21 protein-coding genes are annotated in these 24,570 nt (G+C 62.5%); 12 read left to right on the forward strand and 9 right to left on the reverse strand.

The window, feature by feature from the left end:
• Positions 1–7: 7 nt before the first annotated feature.
• From L4923_RS14370 to L4923_RS14380, 3 genes are read right to left on the reverse strand one after another with little or no spacing between them, the layout of a single operon-like run.
• Complete coding sequence (locus L4923_RS14370; RefSeq protein ID WP_239366167.1) at positions 8–538, reverse strand: flavin reductase family protein; 531 nt, start codon at positions 536–538, stop codon at positions 8–10.
• Entirely contained in the window at positions 538–1,632 is a 1,095-nt protein-coding gene (locus tag L4923_RS14375) for an LLM class flavin-dependent oxidoreductase (protein WP_129410939.1), read from the reverse strand. The genes L4923_RS14370 and L4923_RS14375 overlap by 1 nt, the downstream gene beginning before the upstream one ends.
• Complete coding sequence (locus L4923_RS14380) at positions 1,629–2,339, reverse strand: GntR family transcriptional regulator (protein WP_239366168.1); 711 nt, start codon at positions 2,337–2,339, stop codon at positions 1,629–1,631. The genes L4923_RS14375 and L4923_RS14380 overlap by 4 nt, the downstream gene beginning before the upstream one ends.
• A gap of 275 nt (positions 2,340–2,614) precedes the next feature.
• On the opposite strand from L4923_RS14380, the gene L4923_RS14385 reads away from it, so the two are divergent.
• The 3 genes from L4923_RS14385 to L4923_RS14395 all read left to right on the forward strand — a co-directional run bounded on the left by L4923_RS14385 (position 2,615) and on the right by L4923_RS14395 (position 5,557).
• Positions 2,615–3,829, forward strand: a complete 1,215-nt coding sequence (locus tag L4923_RS14385) for a pyridoxal phosphate-dependent aminotransferase (RefSeq protein WP_239366169.1) — start codon at positions 2,615–2,617, stop codon at positions 3,827–3,829.
• 70 nt (positions 3,830–3,899) lie between these two features.
• Positions 3,900–4,700 carry an ABC transporter substrate-binding protein gene (locus L4923_RS14390; protein WP_239366171.1) on the forward strand — a complete coding sequence of 267 codons (801 nt, stop codon included), beginning with the start codon at positions 3,900–3,902 and terminating at the stop codon, positions 4,698–4,700.
• Between the two features lie 182 nt (positions 4,701–4,882).
• Positions 4,883–5,557, forward strand: coding sequence for an amino acid ABC transporter permease (locus tag L4923_RS14395; protein WP_239366173.1), 675 nt, complete (start codon positions 4,883–4,885; stop codon positions 5,555–5,557).
• A gap of 77 nt (positions 5,558–5,634) precedes the next feature.
• On the opposite strand, the gene L4923_RS14400 is transcribed toward L4923_RS14395, so the two are convergent.
• Positions 5,635–6,390: a YbaY family lipoprotein gene (locus L4923_RS14400; protein ID WP_239366175.1), complete on the reverse strand. Its 756-nt coding sequence runs from the start codon at positions 6,388–6,390 to the stop codon at positions 5,635–5,637.
• Positions 6,391–6,633: 243 nt separating this feature from the next.
• Here L4923_RS14400 and L4923_RS14405 point away from each other — a divergent pair, with 243 nt between their 5' ends.
• Positions 6,634–7,614, forward strand: coding sequence for a sugar-binding transcriptional regulator (locus L4923_RS14405; RefSeq protein ID WP_239366177.1), 981 nt, complete (start codon positions 6,634–6,636; stop codon positions 7,612–7,614).
• Between the two features lie 82 nt (positions 7,615–7,696).
• Positions 7,697–9,754 (forward strand): bifunctional aldolase/short-chain dehydrogenase, encoded by a 2,058-nt coding sequence (locus L4923_RS14410; protein WP_239366178.1) that lies wholly within the window; start codon positions 7,697–7,699, stop codon positions 9,752–9,754.
• 189 nt (positions 9,755–9,943) lie between these two features.
• On the opposite strand, the gene L4923_RS14415 is transcribed toward L4923_RS14410, so the two are convergent.
• The 3 genes from L4923_RS14415 to L4923_RS14425 form a co-directional block, all read right to left on the reverse strand.
• A complete protein-coding gene (locus L4923_RS14415) occupies positions 9,944–10,999 on the reverse strand; it encodes a substrate-binding domain-containing protein (RefSeq protein ID WP_239366179.1) in 1,056 nt (351 codons plus the stop codon).
• Between the two features lie 38 nt (positions 11,000–11,037).
• A complete protein-coding gene (locus tag L4923_RS14420) occupies positions 11,038–12,027 on the reverse strand; it encodes an ABC transporter permease (protein WP_239366180.1) in 990 nt (329 codons plus the stop codon).
• Positions 12,028–12,101: 74 nt separating this feature from the next.
• Entirely contained in the window at positions 12,102–13,613 is a 1,512-nt protein-coding gene (locus L4923_RS14425) for a sugar ABC transporter ATP-binding protein (RefSeq protein ID WP_239366181.1), read from the reverse strand.
• A 138-nt stretch (positions 13,614–13,751) separates the two neighbouring features.
• Here L4923_RS14425 and mtnK point away from each other — a divergent pair, with 138 nt between their 5' ends.
• From mtnK to L4923_RS14450, 5 genes are all read left to right on the forward strand, one after another.
• Positions 13,752–15,023 carry an S-methyl-5-thioribose kinase gene (gene mtnK, locus L4923_RS14430; protein ID WP_239366182.1) on the forward strand — a complete coding sequence of 424 codons (1,272 nt, stop codon included), beginning with the start codon at positions 13,752–13,754 and terminating at the stop codon, positions 15,021–15,023.
• Positions 15,020–16,114, forward strand: a complete 1,095-nt coding sequence (gene mtnA, locus L4923_RS14435; protein ID WP_239366183.1) for an S-methyl-5-thioribose-1-phosphate isomerase — start codon at positions 15,020–15,022, stop codon at positions 16,112–16,114. The genes mtnK and mtnA overlap by 4 nt, the downstream gene beginning before the upstream one ends.
• Before the next feature lie 378 nt (positions 16,115–16,492).
• A complete protein-coding gene (deoC, locus tag L4923_RS14440; protein WP_239366184.1) occupies positions 16,493–17,506 on the forward strand; it encodes a deoxyribose-phosphate aldolase in 1,014 nt (337 codons plus the stop codon).
• 10 nt (positions 17,507–17,516) lie between these two features.
• Entirely contained in the window at positions 17,517–19,892 is a 2,376-nt protein-coding gene (locus L4923_RS14445; protein WP_239366185.1) for an aldehyde dehydrogenase family protein, read from the forward strand.
• A gap of 203 nt (positions 19,893–20,095) precedes the next feature.
• The gene (locus L4923_RS14450) at positions 20,096–20,443 is read left to right on the forward strand and encodes an ArsC family reductase (protein WP_239366187.1); all 348 of its coding nucleotides are present in this window, start codon (positions 20,096–20,098) and stop codon (positions 20,441–20,443) included.
• Between the two features lie 238 nt (positions 20,444–20,681).
• On the opposite strand, the gene L4923_RS14455 is transcribed toward L4923_RS14450, so the two are convergent.
• Both L4923_RS14455 and L4923_RS14460 read right to left on the reverse strand, forming a co-directional pair.
• A complete protein-coding gene (locus L4923_RS14455) occupies positions 20,682–21,938 on the reverse strand; it encodes an aminopeptidase (RefSeq protein ID WP_239366189.1) in 1,257 nt (418 codons plus the stop codon).
• A gap of 77 nt (positions 21,939–22,015) precedes the next feature.
• Positions 22,016–22,936, reverse strand: a complete 921-nt coding sequence (locus L4923_RS14460; protein WP_239366190.1) for a LysR substrate-binding domain-containing protein — start codon at positions 22,934–22,936, stop codon at positions 22,016–22,018.
• An 89-nt stretch (positions 22,937–23,025) separates the two neighbouring features.
• Here L4923_RS14460 and L4923_RS14465 point away from each other — a divergent pair, with 89 nt between their 5' ends.
• Together L4923_RS14465 and L4923_RS14470 are read left to right on the forward strand one after the other, a co-directional pair.
• A complete protein-coding gene (locus L4923_RS14465; protein ID WP_239366191.1) occupies positions 23,026–23,223 on the forward strand; it encodes a hypothetical protein in 198 nt (65 codons plus the stop codon).
• A 60-nt stretch (positions 23,224–23,283) separates the two neighbouring features.
• On the forward strand, positions 23,284–24,480 hold the full coding sequence (locus tag L4923_RS14470; RefSeq protein ID WP_239366192.1) for a YbfB/YjiJ family MFS transporter: 1,197 nt from the start codon (positions 23,284–23,286) through the stop codon (positions 24,478–24,480).
• Positions 24,481–24,570: the final 90 nt, after the last annotated feature.

A 24,570-nucleotide genomic window follows, 5' to 3' on the forward strand; every position in this document is an offset into this window, starting at 1 on the left:
GTCTCCGTTATTGGCTATTGGTGGTGAGAAAGCGCCCGTGGGCGTAGAAGATCGGGTCGCGCTCGACACGGTCGAGCGTCACTTTGGTCACGAGCCCGATCAGGATCAGATGCGAGGCGCGCGCGACGATCTCACCAACCCGGCATTCGAACACGGCGCGGGCACCAACCAACAGAGGTGCACCGGCTTCGCCGCGGACCCAGGAACCCGCAGAGAAGCGGGCTACGCCCTTGGCCGTCGTCATGCCGCCGAAGACGCGTGCGACATTTTCCTGATCCGCCGCCGGCAGGTTGACGGAAAAGGCCATGTCCTGCCGTGTCAGTGAAGCGAAAGTGCTGTTTCTGTGCACGCAGGCGAGCAGCGAGGGTGGCTCGGCGCTGAACGAGCAGACGGCGGTCGCCGTCAGTCCGAAGCAACTGTGCTCGGCATCTTCAGCGGCCAGAATCGCGACGGCTCCGGCCATCGCGCGCATGCCTTGCTTGAAGCCGCGCGGATCGACTGTGCCGTGCGCGGAAAATGCACCGGTTGCAACGTCCATCAGTTCATCCTCAACCCGGCCTGGCGCATCAGCGGCAGCACGCGGTCGCAGAAGAAGGGCAGGTCGTAGGTGTAGTTGACGAAGGAGAGAGCTGCGCCCGCATAGCCTTGCTCCATGATCCGGATCAGGTCGTCGACGATCTTCTCCGGCGTGCCGACCAGCGGATAGGTGCCCGCGCCGCCTGCAAAGCGCTGCCGGTATTCGGTGAATGCCTTGTCGTCGTGGGAATGGGCGAATTCCTTCTTTTTCTTCATATGCTCGTCGACGGCACCCTTGTCGGCGAGTTCGAGGGCATAGCGGCGATAGTAGTCCTCGGCCTCCTGCTGCGTTTCGCGACAAACCACGTGACAGACCGTATAGACACCGACATCGCGCCCGACTTCAGCGGCACGGTTGGCGATGTCGACGACATGAGCACGGCCTTCCGAAATCTCGGAAAAGGTCGAAAACAGATAGTCGCAATGGCGCGCCGCATAGTTGCGGCCGGGAGCGCCGAAGGCTGCGTTCATCGTCACCGGACGTGGTGCCTGCAGGCTGGCGGGTCGGCTCACCACACCCTTCAGGTCATAGAATTCCCCAGCGAAGTCGAATGGTTCGCGCGACTTGTAGGCACGTTCGATGATGGTGATCCACTCTTCGGCTTGGTCGTAGGTGCGCTCGCCCACCGTTTGACCGAACATGGCGAATTCGTCAGGGTTCCAGCCGCAAACGATGTTGAGCCCCGCGCGGCCGCCGGAAATATGGTCGACGGTGGCGAGTGCCTTGGCGGCCTGTAGTGGGTGTACCAGCGGCACATGCACGGTCATGAACAGGGCAATGTTCTCCGTGGCGGTCGCCAGGCCCGCCGCCCAGGTGAAGGTCTCGAACGACCATTCGCGTGCGTGGGTGACGCCGCCGAAACCACGCCAGCGCGCGATCGGCAACAGGAACTCGAGCCCGGCACTGTCGGCGATGCGGGCGGCGTTGAGATTGTCGTCCCAGCGGGCGCGCCAGCGCTCGGGCGCAGTGGTCATTGCCAGGCCGCCGTCGGCGTTCATGGAAAAGACGCCGAGCTTGAATTTGTTCGGGCCCTTGAGCGGATGTGGCTTGATCATTGCGACTGTCCCTGAGAGCGCCGGCCCTCGTCATTGGCGGTTTCCATTGCCCTGGTCAGCGTGACGAAACGCTCTTCGGCATGCTGGATGAAGGTGGTCATGTGGTCGAAAGCGGCCATCGAGTCGCGGCTCGCGAAGGCGTCGTAGAGCCTGCGCATGCCGGCAAGCACGATCGCCTGAGTCGGCTGATGCGTGAGTGTGCCGAGACGCACGACCTGCACATGGTCGGCGAAGCGGGCGATGGCCGAAGCCAGTCGGTCATTGTCGACGGCTTCGAGCCAGGAGCGGCGGAAGCGGACATTTGCCTGGAACAGTAGTTCGGCGTCGGCGGTCGCTACCGCTTCCTCGGCGTCTTTCAGCGCTGCTGCCAGGCGCTCCATGCCTGCCGCGTCGAGTGTGCGCGCAGCATGGGCGGCGGCGCGGGGCTCGAGGCAGCGCCGAACTTCGAAGATGTTGGCAACATCGGCCGGCGTCAGGGTCGGTAGCATGAAGCCGCGTGTGGTACCGACGAGATAGCCCTCATGCGTAAGCTGCAGCAAAGCTTCGCGTACCGGCATGCGGGAGACGCCGAGACTGCCCGCTATCTCGACATCGACCAGCCGGTCATTGGGACCCAGTGCGCCGCGGTGAATGCGATCGCGGATATCCTCATACACCTGAGCGCGCAGGCTGCCGCCGGAGCCTTTGAATGGTCTCTCGTCCGACATTAGATCCTCCGAAATCAGTATACTGTTTCTCGCCAATTTTTGCCGTGAAAGGTTTGCAATGTTCGATCTGTGCCCGGCGAGAATGGCTAAAAACGGCGAATTTTTGCGAAGCTAGCCCTTATTCTGGGTTGAGCGCAAGCGGTTCAACAAAAAATTTTAGGCTTGAACAGTATACTGTTTCATGCGTTATATTGTGCGAGTTAATTGAGGTCGAGCGTGCAGGAACATGCGCTTCACTCCGGCGTGTCCGGCGTGTCTTTGGGAGGAGTTGGCATATGACCTTGAGCAGAAGTCGCGCATCCGCCTACCCGGCGAATGTCCGGCCTTTCCCGCCGCTCGAGGGCATTCGGCCACAGATCCAGGACCTGCGTACCGAAAACATCGCGCAACTCGCCGCCAAGGCACAAAGCCTCGGCGATGTCATTCCTCTCTGGTACGGCGAAGGCGACATGGTGACGCCGGGCTTCATCATCGATGCCGCCAAGGCGTCGCTCGATGCCGGTCAGACTTTTTACATTCCGAATATGCGCGGTCTCGGCTCGTTGACAGCCGCGCTTTCCGAATATCAGAGCAGGCTGCACGGCCGGCCGATCGCGGTGGAGCGCTCGACCATAACGCCCGGCGGTATGCACGCGGTGATGCTGGCGATGGAATTGCTGATCGATGTCGGCACCAATGCCGTCTACATTGAGCCGCAATGGCCCAACATTCACAACGCCATTCACTTTGTCGGCGGCGAGCCGAGGCCGGTGGCGCTCGCCTTTGACGGCGAATGGCGACTGGATCTCGACGCGGTGTTCGCGCGTTGCGATGCCCGCACACGCGCCATTTTCCTGTCGACGCCGAGCAACCCGCTGGGTTGGACGGCGACCCGTGAGGAACTCCAGGCCCTGCTTGATTTTTCGCGGCGCACCGGCATCTGGATCGTCTCCGACGAAGTCTATGGCCGGCTCTATTTCGAAGGTGAGGTCGCACCCTCCATGTTGCAGATCGCAGAGGACGACGATCGTATCCTTGTAGTCAATTCCTTTTCCAAAGCCTGGGCGATGACCGGCTGGCGCATTGGCTGGCTGTCGCATCCGACCGGCGTCGCCGACCAGCTTGCTGCCATGACCCAGTATGCCAACAGCGGCACCGCCGCCTTCGTGCAGGCGGGGGCCGAGGCAGCGTTGCGCCAGGGCGAGCCGCTGGTGTCCGAAATCCGCGAGCGGGCGCGGCTCGGCCTCGACATCGCCTATGACGCTTTGGCCAGGCTGGATGGCATCATCCTGCCCTCCAAGCCGAAGGGCGGCATGTATGCCTTCTTTGCCTTCGAAGGGCAGGAGGATTCGCGAGAAGCCTGCATGCGTATCATCGACAAGGCGCGCGTCGGCTTGTCGCCGGGCTACCTGTTCGGCGATGCGTCGCGCTCTTTCCTTAGGATGTGTGTGCTACGCGACCCGGATCAGATCCGGGAAGCGGCCGCCCGCATGGTGTCCGCACTTTCATGACGAAGGGTCGCGTCCAGCCAGACCCATCCCGCCGCAACGAACCGGCGGATAAATAGAAGGGGAACCAAAAATGCTTCTCAATCGCCGCAATCTGATCGGCGTCGTCGCGGCGCTGACGTTGGGCCTCGGGCCTGTGTCGCTGGCATATGCCGAAACGCTGCTGGTGGGCGCCTATCCGGCCAACCCGCCATGGGAAAACAAGCTCGAGAATGGCCAGTTCGAGGGTTTCGAAGTCGACCTCGTCAAGGAGATCGGCAAGCGCATCGGCTCGGACGTCGAAATCCAGGACCTCGGCTTCCAGGCGCTGTTTTCGGCGACCGTGTCGGGCCGCATCGATCTTGCCATCTCTTCGATCACCATCAACAACGATCGCCTGCAGAACCAGACCTTCACGCAAGGCTATTACGACAGCGACATCGCGCTGGTGGCCAAAAAGGACACCACGCTGAAGACGCTGGAAGATATGAAGGGCAAGACGGTTGGCGCCATCTCGGCTTCGGTCGGAGAGGCCTGGATCAAGGCCAACACCGAAAAGTATGGCATCAAGGAATATCGCGGCTACGACACACAGCAGAACCTCATACTCGACGTGCAGTCGGGCCGTCTCGACGGTGCCATCGGCGACATCGCCGGTTTCCAGTTCGCCTTCACCAAGATGCCTGACATGGGCGTGGTGACGGCGATCCCGACCGGCGACAAGTTCGGCATCATGATGAAGAAGGGTTCGCCGCTGCTCGAAAAGGTCAACGGCGCCATCGATGACATCAAGAAGGATGGCACCATGGCCGCACTTCACAAGAAGTGGCTGGGTGCAGACGCTGCCGCGGATTCCTCGACCAACAAGATTCTGCCTATTCCACAGGCTCAGTGAGCCCGGCGAGCTTGGCCGATGCCGGCGGCGACACGTTGGGCGCCGCCGGCATCGTGTTGTCCAGAAGGCTGCCGCCGGCAGATCGATGGGCTAAAGCTGTGACCGGGACCAACATGGTTGCTGCTGGAGCGCCGGATTGCCCGAAGCCGGGACCAGCGTAACAACGCGGACGGATCGTCACGATGGGATTGCTAGAAACCTTCTTCAACTGGGATGTTCTCGTCCGCGCCTTCCCGATGCTGATCAGGGGGTTGGGCAACACGCTGCTGCTCGGTTGCGCAGCGATCGTGTTCGGTGGACTGCTCGGTCTGGGCGTCTGCCTGATGCGGCTCTATGCGCCGAAGCCGCTACGCCTGCTGGCAGTGGGCTTCATCGACATCTTCCGTGCGACGCCGATCCTGGTGGTCCTGATCATGATCTACTACGCGCTGCCCTTTGTCGGCATCCGCCTGTCGGCCTTCACCTCGGCGACGCTCGCCCTCTCCATGGTGCTGGGCGCCTTCACGGCGGAAGTCTGCCGTGCCGGCATCGAGAACATCCCCAAGGGACAGTTCGAGGCGGCCGCAGCGCTCGGTCTGCCGTTCTGGACAGCCATGCGCAAGGTGATCCTGCCGCAGGCCCTGCGTATCGTCGTGCCGCCCTTGACCAGCAATGCGGTTTCCATCTTCAAGGACACCGCGCTGGCCTCCGTGGTGGCGATGCCGGACTTGCTCAAGCAGGCGACCGACGCGCAGGCTTTGATGGCCAACCCGACGCCGCTGGTGGGCGCGGCCCTGATCTATCTGCTGTTCCTGTGGCCGTTGGTTCGGCTGGTCAGCTGGTTGGAGCAGCGCTCCAAAGCTGATCCGAGGGCGTAGAGCAGGATCAGCAAATCAAGTGGTGGATAAGGAAGGCCGGTCAGGTTTCGCCTGACCGGCCTTTTTGTTGATGGCAGTCAGCCTATGCGCGCGAGCACCGCTACGGCACGGCCGCGCCTGTCCAGCAAGGTGAGCTTGCGGCGGCGCTGGTCGATGCGCCAGCTCCGTGCCTCGCCGAGCGCTGCGTGGAACTTGCTTTCCTGGTCCATGATCGCCGGGGCGCAAGCCATCTGGGTGCTCATCAAAGAGCCGAAGCGGATACGGTTGCCGGTGATCTTTGCGCTGCCGCCATAGCCGTTGCAGCCGCCCTTGCCGGACACGGAGCCGTTGGCGTCGATCTTGAGGGTGGTCTGCAGATTGTCGATGACGCCGCGGCCGTTGATGTCCTCGGCCAGCCATTCGCCGGCAATGCCGAGCTCGGTGCTCGGTTCACCGGCAACACGCTCGACGCGGATTTCGGTGTTGTTCGGCCCGCCGTCGAAAACCGTATGCCGCGTCGTGTTGATGAACAGCAGCTGCTTGCCCTGGGTAATGCGGGCCTGCAACGCATAGGTGCGACCTTTGCGGATCTGGCTCGAATCGAATGCCAGACGGTAGCGGATCGGGCTTGCACGGGCGCGGCGGATGACGTGGCGGGCGATGGTCTTTGACGGCGCGTCGGCCAGCGAGACGTCTACGAGCGAAACCTCGACCGTCGAATTCGGCGGCAGCATCATCCGTTCGCGATAGGTCACAGTACCGCTCAGCGTCATGGCGCGCGCTTCAGCCTGCATTGCCGGCAAGGCAAAGGCGGCTGCCACCAGGCCGATCATGTGGCGACGGTTGAGGTTCATCGTGGCAATCCTTTCCGTGGTTGGCCGGGTTCTAATTGAGGATGTGCGCCGGCCGGACTGTCTCCCTGCGGTGCTCTTAAGAAGCAAGGTATGAACCCTTGCTGAACAGCTTCCAGTTGCAACTTTGTCGGCACCGGCAATCCAGCTTATAGTCACCTTGGGGAAATGCACATTCCTGCCCCGACAAGCTGGTTTGACTTTTGTCAGTCGTCGTGAATAATGTCGAAAACGAGATTTCGACCCATGGCGATCCGGGCGGCAGATCAGATCATTCACAAGGCGGCGTGGCTTTATTACACGCATGGGCTTCGCCAGGACGAGGTGGCGAAGAAGCTCGATATCTCGCGGGCTTCTGTCGCAACCTATCTGCGCAAGGCGCGCGAGACAGGCATCGTCAATATCTCCACATCCACCCAACTCTTCACCGAAGATACGCTGGCGCGCGAAGTGGAGGATGCGTTCGGGCTCACGACCGTCTGGATCGCGCCACAGGATCGCCAGGCGCTCGATGCGAGCGTGGAGGTGCCGGCTCTTGCGGCAGGTGTCTTCCTCGAACTCGTCAATCGCGGCGACCATGTCGGCGTCGCCTGGGGGCGCACCGTCTATGCGGTTGCCGATGTGATGTCGTTTGCAGACTTGCAGGATGTCACCGTTGTACAGTTGTGCGGCAATCTCGGCGCGCCTTATTCGCAGCGCCCGGACCAGTGCACCATGGAGATTGCGCGCCGTCTCAATGCCAAGGGCCTCAATTTCTATGCGCCGCTGTCGCTGAGCTCTGAAAGGCTGGCGCGCGAGTTGCGGGACGAGCCGGTGATCCGGGAACAGCTCTCACTGGTAGCACATTGCGACCTGGCGCTGTTTTCGGTGGGTACGATCGATGCCGAAAGCCACATCGTCAAATGCGGTGCGTTGACGCCTGCCGAAATGTTTGCGCTGCGCGATCAGGGCGCGGCCGGCGTGATCGCCGGCCAGCTTATCGACACTGCCGGCAACCTGCTCGACTGCGACTACAACCGCCGTGTCATTTCCGCCGATCTCGCATCGATGCGTGCCATCCCCAAGCGCATGATGGTGGTGCAGGAAGACAACAAGCTAGAGCCGCTGCAGGCGGCACTTGCCGGTGGCCTTTGTTCGCATCTCGTACTCCCGGCCGGCGTGGCGCGGCGGCTGCTCGATGCACCCGGCGCCCGTCTGTCGCAAAAGCAAGATCGGCCGGACCTATAACAATCCAACGATCGATCCGGCAGGCCGAGAGGTCTGCCGGAGACTTGTGCATGCAACCTGAACCAATGATGTGGACGACCCGATGAAAAATCTCTGGAACGACGCCGAAGCCGAGAACGTGGTGAAGACCTATGCGGCAAAGGGCGTGGGACGTGATCTGGCGCTGCGGGTCTACACGACACGGCTGCTCGGCGGCGAGCCGAGGCTTGTCCTGCACGGCGGCGGCAACACGTCTGTGAAGACCAAGGTCACCGACTTCGTAGGCGATGAATGGGATGTGCTCTGTGTCAAGGGCAGCGGCTGGGACATGGCCGTCATCGAGCCGCAGGGCCTGCCGGCGGTGAAGCTCGGCGCGCTGCTCAAGGCGCGCAAGCTGGAGAGCCTCGGCGATGAGGACATGGTCGCGTTGCAACGCGCCAACCTGATCGATCCGTCCTCCCCGAACCCCTCGGTTGAGACGCTGCTGCATGCCTTCCTGCCGCACAAATTCATCGACCACACCCATTCCACCGCCATCCTGGCCATTGTCGACCAGGGTGGCGACAGCGAGGCGCTGTCCAAGAAAGTGTTCGGCGACAAGATGGGCTTCGTGCCCTACATCAAGCCGGGCTTCGACCTCGCCAAGGTCGCGGCCGAGGTCTACGACGCCGATCCGAGCGTCGAGGGCCTCATCCTCGACAAGCATGGCATCTTCACTTTCGGTGACGATGCCAGGCAGGCTTACGATCGCATGATCCATTATGTGACGATGGCCGAGGATTATGTCGCCAAGAACGGCAGCAACCCGCTGAAGCCTGCGTCGTTGCCGGCCAAGCTGGCGAAGCCGGAAGAGGTCGCCTCCATGTTGCGCGGCGCTGTCGCTGTCGCCAAGGGCGAGGGACGCTTTGACCGCATGGTCAGTGATTTCCGCACCTCGGAGGCCATTCTGGAATTCGTCAACTCGGCGGCCATTGCAGATTACGCCGCCGCCGGTGTTTCGACGCCGGACCTGTCTATCCGCATAAAGACCGGGCCGATGGTGCTCCCGGCGCCGGATGCTTCGGATCTCGCCGGCTACAAGGCCGAGATCGGCAAGCGTGTCGCAGCCTACATGGCCGAGTACACCCGCTATTTCGAAGAGAACGACGCGCTGGACGACGTCAAGCGCACCATGCTCGACCCGATGCCGCGCCTGTCGCTGGTGCCGGGGCTCGGGATGTTCGGTCACGGCCGCACGCTGAAGGACGCCAAGATCGCTTCCGACGTCGGCGAGATGTGGATCGAGGCGGTCAAGGGCGCGGCCAGCGTCGGTACCTTCCGTCCGCTCGCCAAGTCCGACCTGTTCCCGCTCGAATACTGGTCGCTCGAACAGGCCAAGCTCGCTTCCAACAAGCCGAAGCCTTTGACCGGCCAGATCGTGCTGGTCACCGGCGGCGCCGGTGCCATTGGTGCGGCCACCGCCAAGGCCTTCGCCCGGGAAGGCGCGCATGTCGTCGTGGTCGACCTCGACGCTGCCAAGGCTGCCGAAGCGGCCAAGGCTGCCGGCAACAATTCGATCGGCGTCGGTGCCGACATCACCAACCCGGCCGAGGTGCGTGCTGCCTTCGATCAGGCGGTGAAGGTGTTCGGCGGCATTGACATCGTTGTTTCCAATGCAGGCGCTGCCTGGGAGGGCATGATCGCCGACATCGACGACGCGCTGCTGCGCAAGAGCTTCGAACTCAACTTCTTCTCGCATCAGAGCGTGGCGCAGAACGCGGTGCGCATCATGCGCGAGCAAGGCACCGGCGGCGTGCTGCTGTTCAATGCCTCCAAGCAGGCGGTCAACCCGGGTGCCAAGTTCGGCGCCTATGGTCTGCCCAAGGCCGCGACGCTGTTCCTGTCACGCCAATATGCGCTGGAATATGGCTCGATCGGCATCCGTTCGAACGCTGTCAACGCCGACCGCATCCGTTCCGGGCTATTGACCGATGCCATGATCGCCAGCCGCTCGACGGCGCGTGGCCTCTCGGAGAAGGACTATATGTCCGGCAATCTGCTCGGCCAGGAAGTCACGGCCGACGACGTTGCCCAGGCTTTCCTGCATCAGGCACTGGCCGAGCGCACCACCGCGGATGTGACGACTGTCGACGGCGGTAACATCGCCGCGGCGCTGAGGTAATGCGATTTGCTCTCTGCCTCGGCGGAGAGATTGATCGCCCCTGAAACAATAATGGGCGTCCGCCAGGGCGCCCATTATTGTTTCTCGTGTGCAAGCGAGCGGTTTCGACCAGGCTGCGGATCTTTGCCAGACGCAACAAAAAAGCAGCCCGCCGAAGCGGGCTGCTTTCCTTTCGCAATTTCCCGTCGCTTACTTGGCGTTCGGGTTCGGCATCCACTTCGGCATGGCGACATCGGCATGAGCGAACTGCGGCAGCTTGGCCGAGAGTTCTTCCATGTTCTTGATGTCCTTCTCGACCAGTTCCTTCTGGGTGATCAGCGTTGGCGGCACAATCACGCTCTTGCCCGGATCTTCACCGGCCAGAAGCTGAGCCAGCGCACGCACCGAGACCTGGCCGACGACGGCCGGATTAGTGGCGGCGGTGGCCGCCCAGGCGCTGTCGGGCTCACGCATGGCAGCGATGTCGGAGGTAGAGATATCAGCGGAATAGATCTTGATGTCCTTCGAGAGGCCGGCTTCGTCCACCGCGATCTTTACGCCCTTGGCGAATTCGTCATAGGGGGCGAACATCACCTTGATGTCGGGGTTGGCCGACAGCACCGAACGAGCCTGGTTGGCGACCGAGTTGGCGATCGGGTTATCAAGAGTGCCGAACTGCGCGGCTTCCTTGATGCCCGAATACTTCTTCTTGAACTCCACCCAGGTCTCGTTGCGGCGGTCGAGCGGGGCAATGCCGGCGACATAGACGTAGCCGGCCTTCCAGCTTTCGCCGTTGTCCTTGATCGCCTGTTCCAGCGCGAGACGGGCAAGGTCGCGATCCGACTGCTCGATCTGCGGGATCTTGGGGTTTTCGACGTTGACGTCGAAGGCCACCACCTTGATGCCGGCGTCGACCGCGCGCTGGGCCGCTTCCTTCATCGATTCCGTCAGGCCATGTTGGATGATGATGCCATTGACGCCGAGCGCGATCGCCTGGTCGACCATGTCAGCCTGGAGGGCCGCGTCCTGCTTGGAATCCAGCACGCGAAGGTCAACGCCAAGCGCCTTCGCCTGCGATTCCACGCCGGCGAGATAGGCCTGGAAGAAGTCGCCTGTCGAGAGATAGCGCACCAGCGCGATCTTGACCTGGCCTGGCTTGTCGAACGGCGCCGGCTTATCTTGCGCCAGCGCTGGCGAGAAGCCCAGCGCTGTCGCGCCGAGCAGGCCGAAGGCCAGCTTGGCAAATGTTCTGCGATCGAATTTCATCTAAGTCCTCCGCTTGGTTTTAGTCGTTATTGCCGCAATTACCTTTTGGCCCTGGTCGACAAGGCAAATGTGAAGACGAGCGCGACCACGAGCACAGCGCCCTTCACGAAATCCTGGGTGTAGTAGGGCGCGTTCATCATGGTCAGGCCCTGCAGGAGCACGCCGACGAACAAGGCGCCGACCGCGGTGCCGAAGGCATTGGGCTTTGAGGCGCCCAGCACGGCGAAACCGATCAGCGCCGCCGCAACCGCGTCCAGCAACAGATTGTTACCCGAGGCGATGTCGCCGCGTCCAAGCCGGGCAGCGAGCAAAATCCCGCCGATTGAGGCGAATATGCCGGAAATGACGTAGGCCCAGATCTTGTATGCCTTGACAGGTGCGCCGGCGAGTTCGGCCGCGCGCTCGTTGGAGCCGACCGCATACATCATGCGCCCGAAGCGCGTGTATTCGAGGAAGAACCAGATCGCCACAGCCAGCACCACCAACACCACGACAGAAACCGGGACAAGGTTCGGTGCGAAGAAATCGAAGCGGTGGCGGCCGAGCGCCAGGAAGGCCGCGCTGAACTTGCCGGGCGCGACCGAGCCGTCTGGCATCGTCATGCCTGCTGCGATCGAGCGGCCTTCGGTCGGGATGCGCTGCAGGCCCAGCAGCAGGAACATCATGCCGAGCGTGGCCAGAAGGTCCGGTACGCGCATATAAACGATGAGGAAGCCGTTGATCAGGCCAATCAGCACGCCGATGGCCAGGCAGACCAGCACCGCGACGAGCGCGTTCTGGTCCAGCACCACCATGACGTAGGCGGCCGCCATCATGGCGCTTGTCGCCACCGAACCGATGGAAAGGTCGAAGCCGCCGACAACCAGGGTGGCGGTCACGCCGAGCGCCAGGATGCCGGTGATCGCCACGGACTGGAAGATGAACACTGCGCTCTGCGGCGAGACGAAGCCGTCGGCGGTGGAGGCAAAATAGGCGACCAGTGCCGCGAAGAGCACAAGGAAGCCGTAACGCACGGCAATATCACGCATTTAGGCGCAAACCTCTCTGCTGTAGACCATGCCGTATAGCTGCGCCATTCGCGCCCCCTTTATCGTCATCATTTTTAGGCGGCGCCTCGGGCCGTCTGGCCGGCGACTTCCGCCAACAGGCGGTCCATGTCGAGGCGCTCGTTCTTATGTTCGCCGACGACCGTGTGTTCCGACATGACCAGGATGCGGTCGGCCGTTTCAACCGCCTCATCGATCTCGGTGACGAAGATCAGCGTCGCGCGTCCAGCGGCACTTGCTCGTAGCTTGGCGGCGATGTCGCGTCTTGCTGCTATGTCGACGCCCTGGAACGGCTCGTCCAGCATGAAAAGCGAAGAGGGCTGCGCCATCCAGCGCGCCACCATCACCTTCTGCTGGTTGCCGCCCGACAGTGTCGACATCTCGTCCTTCTCGGACCGGCAGACGATGCCCAGCTCGCCGATCTGACGACGGGCAATGGCGCGTTCGGCACGGCGGCGCAACACGCCGAAGGCCGAAATCCGCTTCAGAAACGGCAGGCTCATATTCTCGTAGATGTTGAAGGCGCCGACGATGCCGCTTTCACTGCGATCCTTGGCGACAAGGAATGCGCCGGCGTTGATCGCTTCGGTCGGCGTGCGGGGATTGTAGCCGCGCCCATTGAGGGTCATCGAACCGCCGAGAGGCGAACGCAGTCCGAACAACGTTTCGGCGAGCGCCGTCTTGCCGACGCCGACCAGGCCGGTGATCGCGACGATCTCGCCGTCACCCAGGGATAGCGAAATCGGCTTCGCATCCTCAGCTATAACGAGATTGTCGGCAGTGAAGATCGTCTTGCCGCCCACATTGGCGGCGAAGGCACTTTGATGAACCTTGCGGCCCAGCATGGCATTGACCGCGCCTTCATAGTCGAGCGGCTTCTTATCGAACGTGCCGACGATCTGGCCATCGCGGAGCGAGACGATGCGGTCGGCCAGGCGGCGGATGTCCGACATGCGGTGCGAGATGTAGAGGATGGCGACGCCGTGAGACTTAAGCCGGTCGACGAGCGCGAACAGGCGGTTGGCCTCTGCGCTGGAAAGCGAGGAGGTCGGCTCGTCGAGGATCAGCACCTTCGGCTCATGCGCCATGGCTCGGGCGATCGCCACCATCTGGCGGTCAGCCAGCGTGAGGTCCCCGATCGAGGCGCTAAGGTCGATGTCCAGTCCCATGCGCTCGGCGACGGCGCGCGCTTCGCGCTGCACGCGTCGAGGGTTGAAAAGGAGAGGCTGGCCTTTGCCGCTGAGACGGTCGAGCGTCAGATTGGTGCCGACATCGAGCGCGGCGACCACGCCGTCATTGATGTTCTGGTGCACGGTGACGACGCCGGCGCGAATGGCTTCAGCGGGGGTCTTTGGAGCGAAGTCGGCGGCGCCCAAGGTCATGGCGCCGCCATCACGCGAATGGACGCCGCTGATGACTTTCACCAACGTCGACTTGCCCGCTCCATTGGCGCCCATCAGCACCGTCACCTCGCCTGGATGCAGGTCGAGGCTGACGCCGCCAAGAACTTGGATCGGGCCGAAGGATTTCTTCAGATCCGCGATGCGGAACACGGCTTCTGCGGCCATATTCTCCTCCTTGACCCCGACGCTAGGAACAATCTCGTCATTTGTCAACACGATTGACAAATGACAGAATGGTTCCTAGCCTTTTACCTGTCATGACCGTTCGCTAACAGAAACGGGGACGCGGATCGGGAGGCCGACATGGCAAAAAATGCTTCGTTCGAGGCGCTGACGGTCGAAACTTTGCCTGGGCGGCTTGGTGCGCTGGCGGCATTGACCGATCACCTCGGCGACGATGTTTCAGCCTGGCGTGTACGCGAGGTCGGCGACGGCAATTTGAACCTCGTCTTCATCGTCGAGGGCTCAACCGGTTCGGTTGTCGTCAAGCAGGCGCTGCCCTATGTCAGGTTGGTGGGCGAAAGCTGGCCTCTGCCGCTGAAGCGCTCCTTCTTCGAATATCATGCGCTGATCAGGCAGGAGGCACGCGCCGGCAAGGGCACGGTGCCGGCGGTGCTGCATTTCGACGAAGCGCAGGCGTTGATCGTCATGGAATATTTGACGCCGCACATCATCCTCCGTAAGGAGCTGATCGCCGGTCGCGAATTGCCGCGCATCGGCGTGGATCTCGGCCTGTTCGTCGCCCGCACTCTGTTCCGTGGCTCGGACCTGCATATGGCCGCGCGCGATCGCAAGGCTGACCTGGCTCTGTTCGCAGACAATGTCGAGCTGTGCGACATCACCGAAAACCTGGTGTTTACCGATCCCTATTTCGAGGCGAAGCTGAACCATTACACGCCGGCTCTCGAACCGCTGGTTGCCGAATTGCGGGCCGACCGCGACCTCAAGGTCGAAGCACAGCGCCTCAAACATCTTTTCGCGGCCAACGCCGAAACCTTGCTGCATGGCGACCTGCACACCGGTTCCGTCATGGTGACCGACACCGACACGCGCGTCATCGATCCTGAATTCGCCTTCTATGGGCCGATGGCTTTCGACGTCGGCATGATGCTGGCGAATTTCTGGATGTCTTACTTTTCGCAGAGCGGCCACGAACAGGACGGCTCGCGCGAAAGCATGCGCGCTTATCTGCTGGAAACGATCACCTCGATTTGGGCGGTCTTCCGCACCGAGTTCTCCCGTCTCTGGCGGAGCGAGCGCTCCGGCATGCTCTACGCACGCAGCCTGTTCGAGGATCGCGGTGATCCGCTTGGAGCCGAGCAGGCACTTGATCGCGTGCTGCATGATATCTGGCAGGATCTTCTGGGTTTCGCCGGCGTCGAATGCCATCGACGCATCCTTGGTCTCGCCCACAATGCGGATTTCGAGACCATCGAGGATGAAGCGAAGCGGGCCGTCTGCGAGGCCAAGGCACTGCGTTTCGGTCGCCACATCGCGGTCAACCGCCGCGCCATCCACAGCATCGAAGAGGTCAACGCGTTCGCCGCGCTGATCGAAAAAGGAGCATACGCGTGAACGTCGGCGGCAAGCATTTTCGCACCATCTGGCTGAACGAAGACGGCCGTTCCGTCGACATCATCGACCAGCGTTGGCTGCCGCATGAATTCCGCGTCGTCACATTGTCGACGGTGGAGGATGTCGCGGTCGCCATCCGTGACATGTGGGTGCGCGGCGCACCGCTGATCGGCGTCACCGCGGCCTATGGCATGGCGATCCAGATGCAGGCTGACGCATCGGATGCTGCCCTCGATGCCGCGTGGGAAAAGCTCCACGAGACGCGCCCGACGGCGATCAACCTGCGCTGGGCGCTCGATGAGATGCGAAAGCTGTTGAAGCCGCTGCCGGTTTCCGAGCGTATCGCTGCGGCCTACAAGCGCGCCGCCGAGATCGCTGACGAGGATGTCGAGCTCAACCGCTCGATCGGCGGCAACGGCCTTGCCATCATCAAGGAGATCGCAGCCAGGAAGAAGCCGGGCGAGCGCGTCAACATCCTCACTCATTGCAATGCCGGCTGGCTGGCGACGGTCGACTACGGCACCGCTACGGCCCCGATCTATCTGGCGGCCGAGGCAGGCATCCCGATCCACGTCTATGTCGATGAGACGCGCCCGCGCAACCAGGGCGCCCAGCTCACAGCTTGGGAGATGGCCGGGCACGGCGTGCCACACACCTTGATTGTCGACAATGCCGGCGGTCACCTGATGCAGCATGGCGAGGTCGACATGGTCATCGTCGGCACCGATCGCACCACCGCCAATGGCGATGTCTGCAACAAGATCGGCACCTACCTGAAGGCACTCGCAGCCAAAGACAACGACATTCCGTTCTATGTCGCGCTGCCGTCGCCGACCATCGACTGGACTGTGTCCGACGGGCTGACCGAGATCCCGATCGAAGAGCGTTCCGGCGAGGAAGTCTCCTACGTCCAGGGCAAGACCGAAACCGGCGAGATCGCCCGCGTGCGCGTATCTCCGGAGGCGTCGCCTGCCGGCAACCCGGCCTTCGACGTGACGCCGGCCCGCCTCGTCACCGGCCTGATCACCGAGCGCGGTGTCGCCAAGGCTTCCCGCGACGGGCTGGCGGCGCTGTTTCCAGAGCGGAAGTAGCGCTGGGAGGGCGTGCGTCCTTCGAGGCTCGCCCACATGATTTTTTGCCTTTCTTCCAGCGTTTTGCGGCGAGCACCTCAGGATGAGGCAGGTTGGCGCGAACCTCTCTTGTACCGTAACGCCTTCGTCTGGGGTGGCACCACACAACGGTCCTCATTCTGAGGTGCGAGCCTGCAGAGCGTTGAAAATACTGGTAAAATCCCACGAGGGCGAGCCTCGAAGGACGCACTACACCGCAACGTCAACCAGCCGAAATCCCGACACGGCCCCTCCCGCCAAGACCGATTGAGCCTTGGCGGGCTTCGCGATTCGCGCAATATGGGCGTTTCGGCGCGGTCGTCTTCTGCTGTCACCGCCCGGGCGTATGGGAGGTGCGAGATGAATGTCGTCGACAAACACCGAGGTGGCCAGGCGGTCGGCGCTGCCGCCTTCGCCAACCAGCCGCATCCTTATAACCCGCCGATACCATTTTCCCTGGATCCGATCGAGGCTGTCCGCGTCAACCTGAGTGCCGCCGAACGGCGCACCTCGTCGCTCGGTGGGCGCCGTACGGTGAAGAAGGAGTGGCAGGCCGCCTGGCTGGTGCGCGCGCTGCAGTGCATCGATCTCACCACGCTGAACGGCGACGACACCGCCGGCCGCGTGCGCAGGCTCTGCGCCAAAGCGCGCCAGCCGTTGCGCACCGATCTGCAGGAAGCACTCGGCCTCGGTGACCGCACCATCACCACCGGTGCCGTCTGCGTTTATCATCGTTTCGTCGCCACTGCGGTCGACGCGCTGCAGGGCTCAGGTATCCCAGTTGCCGCCGTTTCTACCGGCTTTCCGGCCGGCCTTTCGCCGCTCGACACGCGGCTCAAGGAGATCGAGGCTTCCGTTGCCGACGGTGCTGAGGAGATCGATATCGTCATCACGCGCGAACATGTGCTGACCGGCAACTGGCAGGCGCTTTATGACGAGGTGAAGGCCTGCAAGGAAGCCTGCGGGAAAGCGCATATGAAGACGATCCTGGCCACGGGCGATTTGCAGACCTTGCGCAATGTCGCCCGTGCATCCTGGGTGTCGATGATGGCGGGTTCCGATTTCATCAAGACCTCGACCGGCAAGGAGGCGATCAATGCAACGCTGCCGGTCACGCTGGTCATGATCCGTGCCATCCGCGATTATCGCGAGATGACCGGCCACGTCGTCGGCTACAAGCCCGCCGGTGGTATCTCCACCGCCAAGGACGCGATGGCCTATCTGGCGCTGATGAAGGAAGAACTCGGCAACGACTGGCTGCAGCCCAACCTGTTCCGCTTCGGCGCCTCGTCCTTGCTCGCCGATATCGAGCGCCAGCTCGAACACTATGTCACGGGTCGTTACGCGGCCTTCAGCCACCACGCCATGGCGTAAGGGGTCTTCCATGTCGATCGCAGAAATCCTGGACACGATGGAATACGGACCGGCGCCGGAGAGCGACAAGGAAGCCCGCGCCTGGGTCAAGGGGCTGGGTAGTGAAACCAAACTGTTCATCGGCGGGGCCTGGAAGAAGGCCAAGTCGGACGAGAGCTTCGAAACCACGTCGCCATCCAGCGGCGAGGTGCTGACCCGGCTGGCTCAGGCTAATGCCGCCGATGTTGACGCCGCGGTCAAGGCCGCCGCCAAGGCGCAGCCCGGATGGGCTGCACTGCCCGGCCATGTGCGCGCTCGTTACCTCTATGCCATCGCCCGGCTCATCCAGCGCCACAGTCGTCTGTTCGCGGTGGTGGAAACGCTCGACAACGGCAAGCCGATACGCGAAACCCGCGACATCGACATCCCCCTGGTCACCCGCCATTTCTATCATCATGCCGGCTGGGCGCAGCTGATGGAGGGCGAACTGGCCGACAAGGAACCGCTCGGCGTCTGCGGCCAGATCATCCCTTGGAACTTCCCGCTGCTGATGCTGGCTTGGAAGATCGCGCCGGCGATCGCGCTCGGCAACACGGTGGTGCTGAAGCCTGCCGAATACACCTCGCTGACCGCACTTTTGTTCGCCGAGATCTGCCAGAAGGCCGGTCTGCCCGAAGGTGTCGTCAACATCGTCACCGGCGACGGCGCCACCGGCGAGGCCATCGTCAATCATCCGGGCGTTGCCAAGATAGCCTTCACTGGCTCGACCGAGGTCGGCCGCCGCATTCGTGAGGCCACGGCCGGATCGGGCAAGAGCCTGACCCTCGAGCTCGGCGGCAAATCGCCGTTTATCGTCTTTGACGATGCCGACTTGGATGCCGCGGTGGAAGGGGTCGTCGACGCGATCTGGTTCAACCAGGGCCAGGTCTGCTGCGCCGGTTCTCGCCTGCTGGTGCAGGAAAGCGTGCAGGCGCGTTTCATAGCCAAGCTGGTGGCCCGCATGGAGACATTGCGCGTCGGCGATCCGCTCGACAAGGCGATCGATATAGGCGCTATCGTGCATCCGGTGCAGTTGGCGCGCATCCGTGAACTGGTCGATGTCGGCGTCAAGGAAGGTGCCGTCCTGCGCCAACCCAAATCGGGCGTGCCGGCCAAAGGATGTTTTTACCCGCCGACGCTGCTCACCGGAGTGCACCCGGCTGCCACCGTCTCGCGCGTCGAGATATTCGGGCCGGTGCTCGTAGCCACCACCTTCCGCACCCCGGCTGAAGCGGTCGAACTCGCCAACAACACCGAATACGGGCTTGCTGCCTCGATCTGGTCGGAGACGCTCTCGCTGGCGCTGGACATTGCGCCGAAGCTGAAATGCGGCGTCGTCTGGGTCAACGGCACCAACATGTTCGATGCCGGCGTCGGCTTCGGCGGTTACAAGGAATCCGGCTATGGCCGCGAGGGCGGGCGCGAAGGCCTGGCGGCCTATTGCAAGCCGAAATGGCTGGCCAAGGCCAAGCCGATCGCTGTCCTGCCTGTGGTCGAGCCCAATGGCGATGTCGTCTCGACAGGCTTCATCGACCGCACCGCGAAACTCTATGTCGGTGGCAAGCAGGCGAGGCCGGATGGCGGTTATTCGCGTCCGATCGTTTCGCCTTCCGGCGCGTTGGTCGGCGAGGTTGGCGATGGCAACCGCAAGGATATCCGCAACGCCGTGGAAGCCGCACGCAAGGCGACCGGCTGGGCGACGACTGCCGAGCACAGCCGCGCGCAGATCCTCTACTACATTGCCGAGAATCTGGATGCGCGCTCGGGCGAATTCGCCGATCGTCTTGCCGCGATGACCGGCAAGCGCAAGCAGGATGCCGCCAGGGAAGTTGCAACCTCCGTGTCGCGCCTGTTCTCCTACGGCGCCTGGGCCGACAAGTTCGAAGGCGCGGTGCACAAGCCGCCGCTGCGCGGCGTGGCGCTCGCCGTGAACGAGCCGGTCGGTGTCCTGGGCATCGCCTGCCCGGAAGACCATGGCCTGCTCGGTTTCGTCTCGACCTTCGCGCCGACGATCGCTATGGGCAACCGGGTTGTCGTGCTGCCGTCGTCGCGCCAGGCGCTTGCCGCTACCGACTTCTACCAGGTGCTCGAGACGTCCGATGTGCCGGACGGTGTCGTCAACATCGTCACCGGCGATCGTGACGCGCTGGCGCTTGAACTCGCCAAGCACGAGGAAGTCGATGCCATCTGGTATTTCGGCGGCCGCGACGCGGCGGCGAAGATCGAGAAGGCCTCGACCGGCAACCTCAAGCAGGTCTGGACCGAAACCGTCCAGCGTGACTGGTATGACGCGCGCCAGGGCGAGGGCAGGGAGTTTCTAGCCCGTGCCGTCCAGGTGAAGAACATCTGGGTGCCCTACGGCGAGTAGCGTTTCTTCCTTCTCCCCGTCCTACGGGGAGAAGGTGCCCGAAGGGCGGATGAGGGGCAGCACCACGCGGCGGACGCGGGCTCTGCCCCTCACTGTCTGCCGGACGTCTCTCTCCGCAAGCGGGCGAGAGTAGCAACTTCGATGCGGTTCCCACGCCGCGAATCGGCTACTCGATCCCAAATCACGATCTGAGGAACTTCGCCTTGACCATCACCATGTACGGCATCCCGAACTGCGACACGATCAAGAAGGCGCGCGTCTGGCTGGAGGGCCATAAGGTCGGCTACGCTTTCCATGACTATCGCGCCTCGGGCATCGAGCCTGATCGCCTCCAGGGCTGGATCGACAAGCTTGGCTGGGAAGTGCTGCTTAATAAGGCGAGCACAACCTTCAGGGAATTGCCGGACGACAAGAAGCAGGGCCTCGACGCCGGGAAAGCCAAGGCGCTGATGCTGGCCAGCCCGACGATGATCAAGCGTCCGGTGCTCGATCTGGGCGACCGCCTGCTCGTTGGTTTCAAGCCGGATGTCTACGAGCGCGAGCTCGGTTGATTTTCGAGGCTCGCCCCGTTTGGTTTTTACAGCCTTTCCAACGCTTTGCGGGCTCGCACCTCAGGATGAGGACCGTTGGTGCAACGACACCCAAGTTCTGAGACGTTTCAGAATTGTCGATCGACTGGCACAAACGGTCCTCATCCTGAGGTGCGAGCCCGCAAAGCGTTGGAAAGATGAATAAAAATCATGCGGGCGAGCCTCGAAGGACGCACCATGCAAAACTTCGGTCAGCGGATCACGCCCACTCGCCCTTGCGCATCACCGGCACGGTGCTGCCGTCCTTGTTGACGCCGTCGATGTCGACCTTGTCGGAGCCGATCATCCAGTCGATGTGGATGAAGCTCTTGTTGCCGCCACGCGCTGCGATCTCGTCCTGCGAGAGCTTGTCGCCACCCACGAAACACTTCGAATAGCATTGGCCGAGCGCGATATGGCACGAGGCGTTTTCGTCGAACAGCGTGTTATAAAACAGGATGCCGCTTGCCGAGATCGGCGAGGAGTGCGGCACAAGCGCCACTTCGCCCAGCCGGCGCGCGCCTTCGTCGGTGTCCAGCACCTTCTGCAACACATCCTGGCCTTTGGCAGCCTTTGCTTCCACGATGCGGCCTTCCTCGAACCGCACCGAAATCTCGTCGATCAGCGTGCCCTGGTAGGACAGCGGCTTGGTCGAGGAGACGTGGCCGGTGACGCGCTGCGCATGCGGTGTGGTGAAGACTTCCTCGGTCGGGATGTTCGGATTGCAGGTGATGCCGTTCTTGGCGGTCGAGGCGCCGCCCATCCATTCGTGCCCGTCGGCGAGGCCGACGGTCAAATCGGTGCCCGGACCCCTGAAGTGCAAGGCATGGAAATTGTGTCCGTTCAGCCATTTCGTGCGTTCGGCCAGCGCGGCGTTGTGGGTCTTCCAGGCGCCGATCGGATCATCATTGTCGACGCGGCTGGCCGCAAAGATCGCGTCCGCCAGCTTGGCCACCGCGACGTCGTCTGTTTCACCAGGGAAGACCTGCTTTGCCCAAGCGAGTTCCGGATAGGCGACGATGTTCCAGTTGATGTCGAAGCCGGTGATCTTTTCCAGGGCCGGCTGGTAGGCGATCGAGTTTGCCTTGTTGGCGCGCGAGACCTTGGCCGGATCCTGGGCCGACAGTAGTGACGGGTCGTCGCCGCGCACCGCAAGCCGCGCGGCATTGTTGGAGAAGGCCTTGGCCATGCCTTCGTAGAGCCAGCCGGCAGCGCGGTCGAAACCGGCGTCGGCCCCGTAGCGGAACCGGGCGAGCGTGATCTCGTCATCGTTGAAGATCGGCGTCACCAGCCCGGCGCCGGCCTTGTAGGCGTGCTCGACTATTTTGCGGGTCAGCGGCAGCGCGGCAATCGAGGACGTCAGCACCAGGTCCTGGCCGGGTTGCAGCTGCAAGCCAACCTTGACGACCACTTCCGCCAGGCGCTCGAGCTTAACCGGATCGATGGCAGCGGGAAAATCGCGGGCGTGGGATGTCATGGTCTGGCCTCGGCTGTTGGTGATGTCATCCTACATAGACCGCCAGCGCGTCGCTTTCCACATTAGACCATTGGTCCTCAGGCGATGGCACGCTCACTAGGCGTGGAGAATGTCGCCATGGTCACCTCGATCTCTTCGCGCAGCCACGCCTTGAAGTCGCGCACCTTGCGGCTTTCCGGCTCGTCGGGAGCCGTTACCATCCAATAGCCGAGTCCACTCGGCGCACGCACACCGAAGGGAGCAACGAGACGGCCGTCAGCCAGAGCATCGGCACACAACAACTGCCAGCCCAGCATGACGCCATGGCCGGCAATGGTCGATTCCAGGCACAGCATCGGATCGGTAAAGGAAGCGCCCTTGAGCAAAGTCACCGGTTCGGTGCCGGCGGCTCTGAACCAGTTCTCCCAGGCGATCATCGTGCGCTCGTCGGTGATCGCATAGGCATTGGCGAGATCGGCAGGCGTCTTCAACTTCGCTGCGATCGATGGTGCGCAAACCGGGAAGATCTCTTGCGCCAACAAGAGTTCCGCATGCAGGCCGGGCCATCTGCCGTCGCCGAGCCGGATGCCGATATCGACCTCGGAATTGCCGGGATCGACCAGCCGGACCGAAGCATCGATGCGCAAGAGCACATTGGGGTAGCGCGTGAAATGCCGCGACAGCCTCGGCATCAGCCACTTCGACGCGAAGGCCGGCGCCACCGAGACCACCAGCGTGCAGCGTGAGGCATCGTCCGCCAGGGCGACGGCTTGCGTCAGTTCGCGAAAACCTTTGCCCAGGCGCGTCGCGAACTGGTTGCCGAAATCGGTCAGAACAAGTCCCGACGGCGTTCGTTCGAACAGCGCGAGCCCTAGCTGTCTTTCTGTGCGGTTGATCTGCTGGCTGACGGCGCTTGGCGAAACGCCTAGCTCTCCGGCCGCTGCTGAAAGCGAGCCTAGTCGTGCGACGGCCTCCACGGCACGCAGGCCGTTGAGGTGGATTCGGTTCAAGGCAGCCATGAAGTTTTTCTAAACTCTAGCGATGCAAATCTCAATTGAAACCATGCGGTTTGATGGCAAAATTCCTTTCAGAAAGAGGAGTTGCCGCCATGACGCTTTTCTCCTTGTTGAATCCGTTCAGGGAGTTGCTGTCTTACCCAACCGAAGGGGACAATGCAGGCTGGATGCGCGATCCGCTTTCGCATCCGGTTCTCGACGCCATGTCGGAGCGTGAACTGGGTGACATGCCATTCAGGTTGACAGCGCGGCGGACCGCTTTCGAGACCGCAACCCCCAGCGGTGCTTGATACAACTGGCCTAAGCAAAACGCGTTGCCACGCAGCCGCACAGTTTTATTGTGCGCTGCAATGAAGGAAACCTCGGCCTCTCCGTTACGTTTCGCTCTTGCCGGCATGATCGCCATGGCGGTCGCCATGGGTATCGGCCGTTTCGTTTATACGCCGATCCTGCCCGGCATGATGGAAGAACTCCATCTGTCGGCGGGCGACGCCGGCTTGATCGCCTCATCCAATTATCTCGGTTACCTGATCGGTGCATTCGCCGCGGCTGGTGGCTGGGCGCATGGACGCGAGCGCGTCGTCATGCTGGGCGCACTGGCCTCCAGTGGCGTGCTGACCGGGCTGATGGGATTGACGGATTCGACCCCGGCTTTTCTTGTCATCCGGTTCCTGGCCGGTGTTGCCAGTGCTTTCGTCATCGTCTTCCTTGCGGCGATCGTCTTCAGCCATCTCGCTGTCGCTGGCCGCAACGGGCTGCAGGCACTGCATTTCAGTGGTGTCGGCCTCGGCATTGCCGGCTCTTCCCTGATGATGGCGCTGCTGGTGAGCAGCCATGCCACCTGGGTCGCAGGCTGGATGGTGGCGGCGGCCCTGTCCCTCGTGGGCTTCATCATGACGGCCTTGATGATCGATCGTGGCCCGGCGTTGGCCAGCGGGTCGGGGCGGGAACAGGCTTTGAACTGGAGCGCCCCGTTGGTGAAAATCACCATTGCCTACGGCATGTTCGGCCTCGGCTACATCGTCACAGCCACCTTCCTCGTGGCTATCGTGCGCCAGGGCGGCGGCAGCCGCACCTTTGAGGCAATGGTCTGGATGGTGACGGGTCTCGCCGGAATGCCTTCGATCTGGTTATGGCAGAAGATTGCCGGCAGGACCGGCCTCTACATAGCTTATGCCTTGGCGTCTCTGGTCGAGGCGGTGGGGGTGACAGCCAGCGTGGCGCTGAGCTTGCCGATAGGGCCGTTGCTGGGCGGTTTCTTTCTCGGCTGCACGTTCATTGCCATCACTGCGCTCGGCTTGCAGGCGGGCAGGCTGCTGTCGCCGCAGGCCCCGCGCCGGGCCTTCGCGCTGATGACCGCGAGTTTCGGCATCGGCCAACTGATCGGCCCTCTGGTGGCAGGTGTGCTGGCAGAGCGTTTCGGCGGCAGTTTCTTCGTGCCGTCGATTGCCGCGGCTGTGGTTCTGGTCATCTCGGCGGCGATAGTCTGGTCGGCAGGCCACGACGTCAAACAACAAGTCCGGGAACAAACCCGCTCTTCAACGTGACGAAAATGTAATTCGCCGGCGAGCCCTCTCACCATTCCTTTGCCGCAAAAACTGTGACTTGATGCTTTCGAATCGCACTTGCGCATCATC

Source organism: Terribium retamae, assembly GCF_022347545.1.
GTDB lineage: Bacteria > Pseudomonadota > Alphaproteobacteria > Rhizobiales > Rhizobiaceae > Mesorhizobium > Mesorhizobium retamae.

Coding starts and splice junctions, on each gene's coding strand:
- L4923_RS14370 (WP_239366167.1), bottom strand. CDS start 538: ATGGACGTTGCAACCGGTGCATTTTCCGCGCACGGCACAGTCGATCCG.
- L4923_RS14375 (WP_129410939.1), bottom strand. CDS start 1,632: ATGATCAAGCCACATCCGCTCAAGGGCCCGAACAAATTCAAGCTCGGC.
- L4923_RS14380 (WP_239366168.1), bottom strand. CDS start 2,339: ATGTCGGACGAGAGACCATTCAAAGGCTCCGGCGGCAGCCTGCGCGCT.
- L4923_RS14385 (WP_239366169.1), top strand. CDS start 2,615: ATGACCTTGAGCAGAAGTCGCGCATCCGCCTACCCGGCGAATGTCCGG.
- L4923_RS14390 (WP_239366171.1), top strand. CDS start 3,900: ATGCTTCTCAATCGCCGCAATCTGATCGGCGTCGTCGCGGCGCTGACG.
- L4923_RS14395 (WP_239366173.1), top strand. CDS start 4,883: ATGGGATTGCTAGAAACCTTCTTCAACTGGGATGTTCTCGTCCGCGCC.
- L4923_RS14400 (WP_239366175.1), bottom strand. CDS start 6,390: ATGAACCTCAACCGTCGCCACATGATCGGCCTGGTGGCAGCCGCCTTT.
- L4923_RS14405 (WP_239366177.1), top strand. CDS start 6,634: ATGGCGATCCGGGCGGCAGATCAGATCATTCACAAGGCGGCGTGGCTT.
- L4923_RS14410 (WP_239366178.1), top strand. CDS start 7,697: ATGAAAAATCTCTGGAACGACGCCGAAGCCGAGAACGTGGTGAAGACC.
- L4923_RS14415 (WP_239366179.1), bottom strand. CDS start 10,999: ATGAAATTCGATCGCAGAACATTTGCCAAGCTGGCCTTCGGCCTGCTC.
- L4923_RS14420 (WP_239366180.1), bottom strand. CDS start 12,027: ATGCGTGATATTGCCGTGCGTTACGGCTTCCTTGTGCTCTTCGCGGCA.
- L4923_RS14425 (WP_239366181.1), bottom strand. CDS start 13,613: ATGGCCGCAGAAGCCGTGTTCCGCATCGCGGATCTGAAGAAATCCTTC.
- mtnK (WP_239366182.1), top strand. CDS start 13,752: ATGGCAAAAAATGCTTCGTTCGAGGCGCTGACGGTCGAAACTTTGCCT.
- deoC (WP_239366184.1), top strand. CDS start 16,493: ATGAATGTCGTCGACAAACACCGAGGTGGCCAGGCGGTCGGCGCTGCC.
- L4923_RS14445 (WP_239366185.1), top strand. CDS start 17,517: ATGTCGATCGCAGAAATCCTGGACACGATGGAATACGGACCGGCGCCG.
- L4923_RS14455 (WP_239366189.1), bottom strand. CDS start 21,938: ATGACATCCCACGCCCGCGATTTTCCCGCTGCCATCGATCCGGTTAAG.
- L4923_RS14460 (WP_239366190.1), bottom strand. CDS start 22,936: ATGGCTGCCTTGAACCGAATCCACCTCAACGGCCTGCGTGCCGTGGAG.
- L4923_RS14465 (WP_239366191.1), top strand. CDS start 23,026: ATGACGCTTTTCTCCTTGTTGAATCCGTTCAGGGAGTTGCTGTCTTAC.
- L4923_RS14470 (WP_239366192.1), top strand. CDS start 23,284: ATGAAGGAAACCTCGGCCTCTCCGTTACGTTTCGCTCTTGCCGGCATG.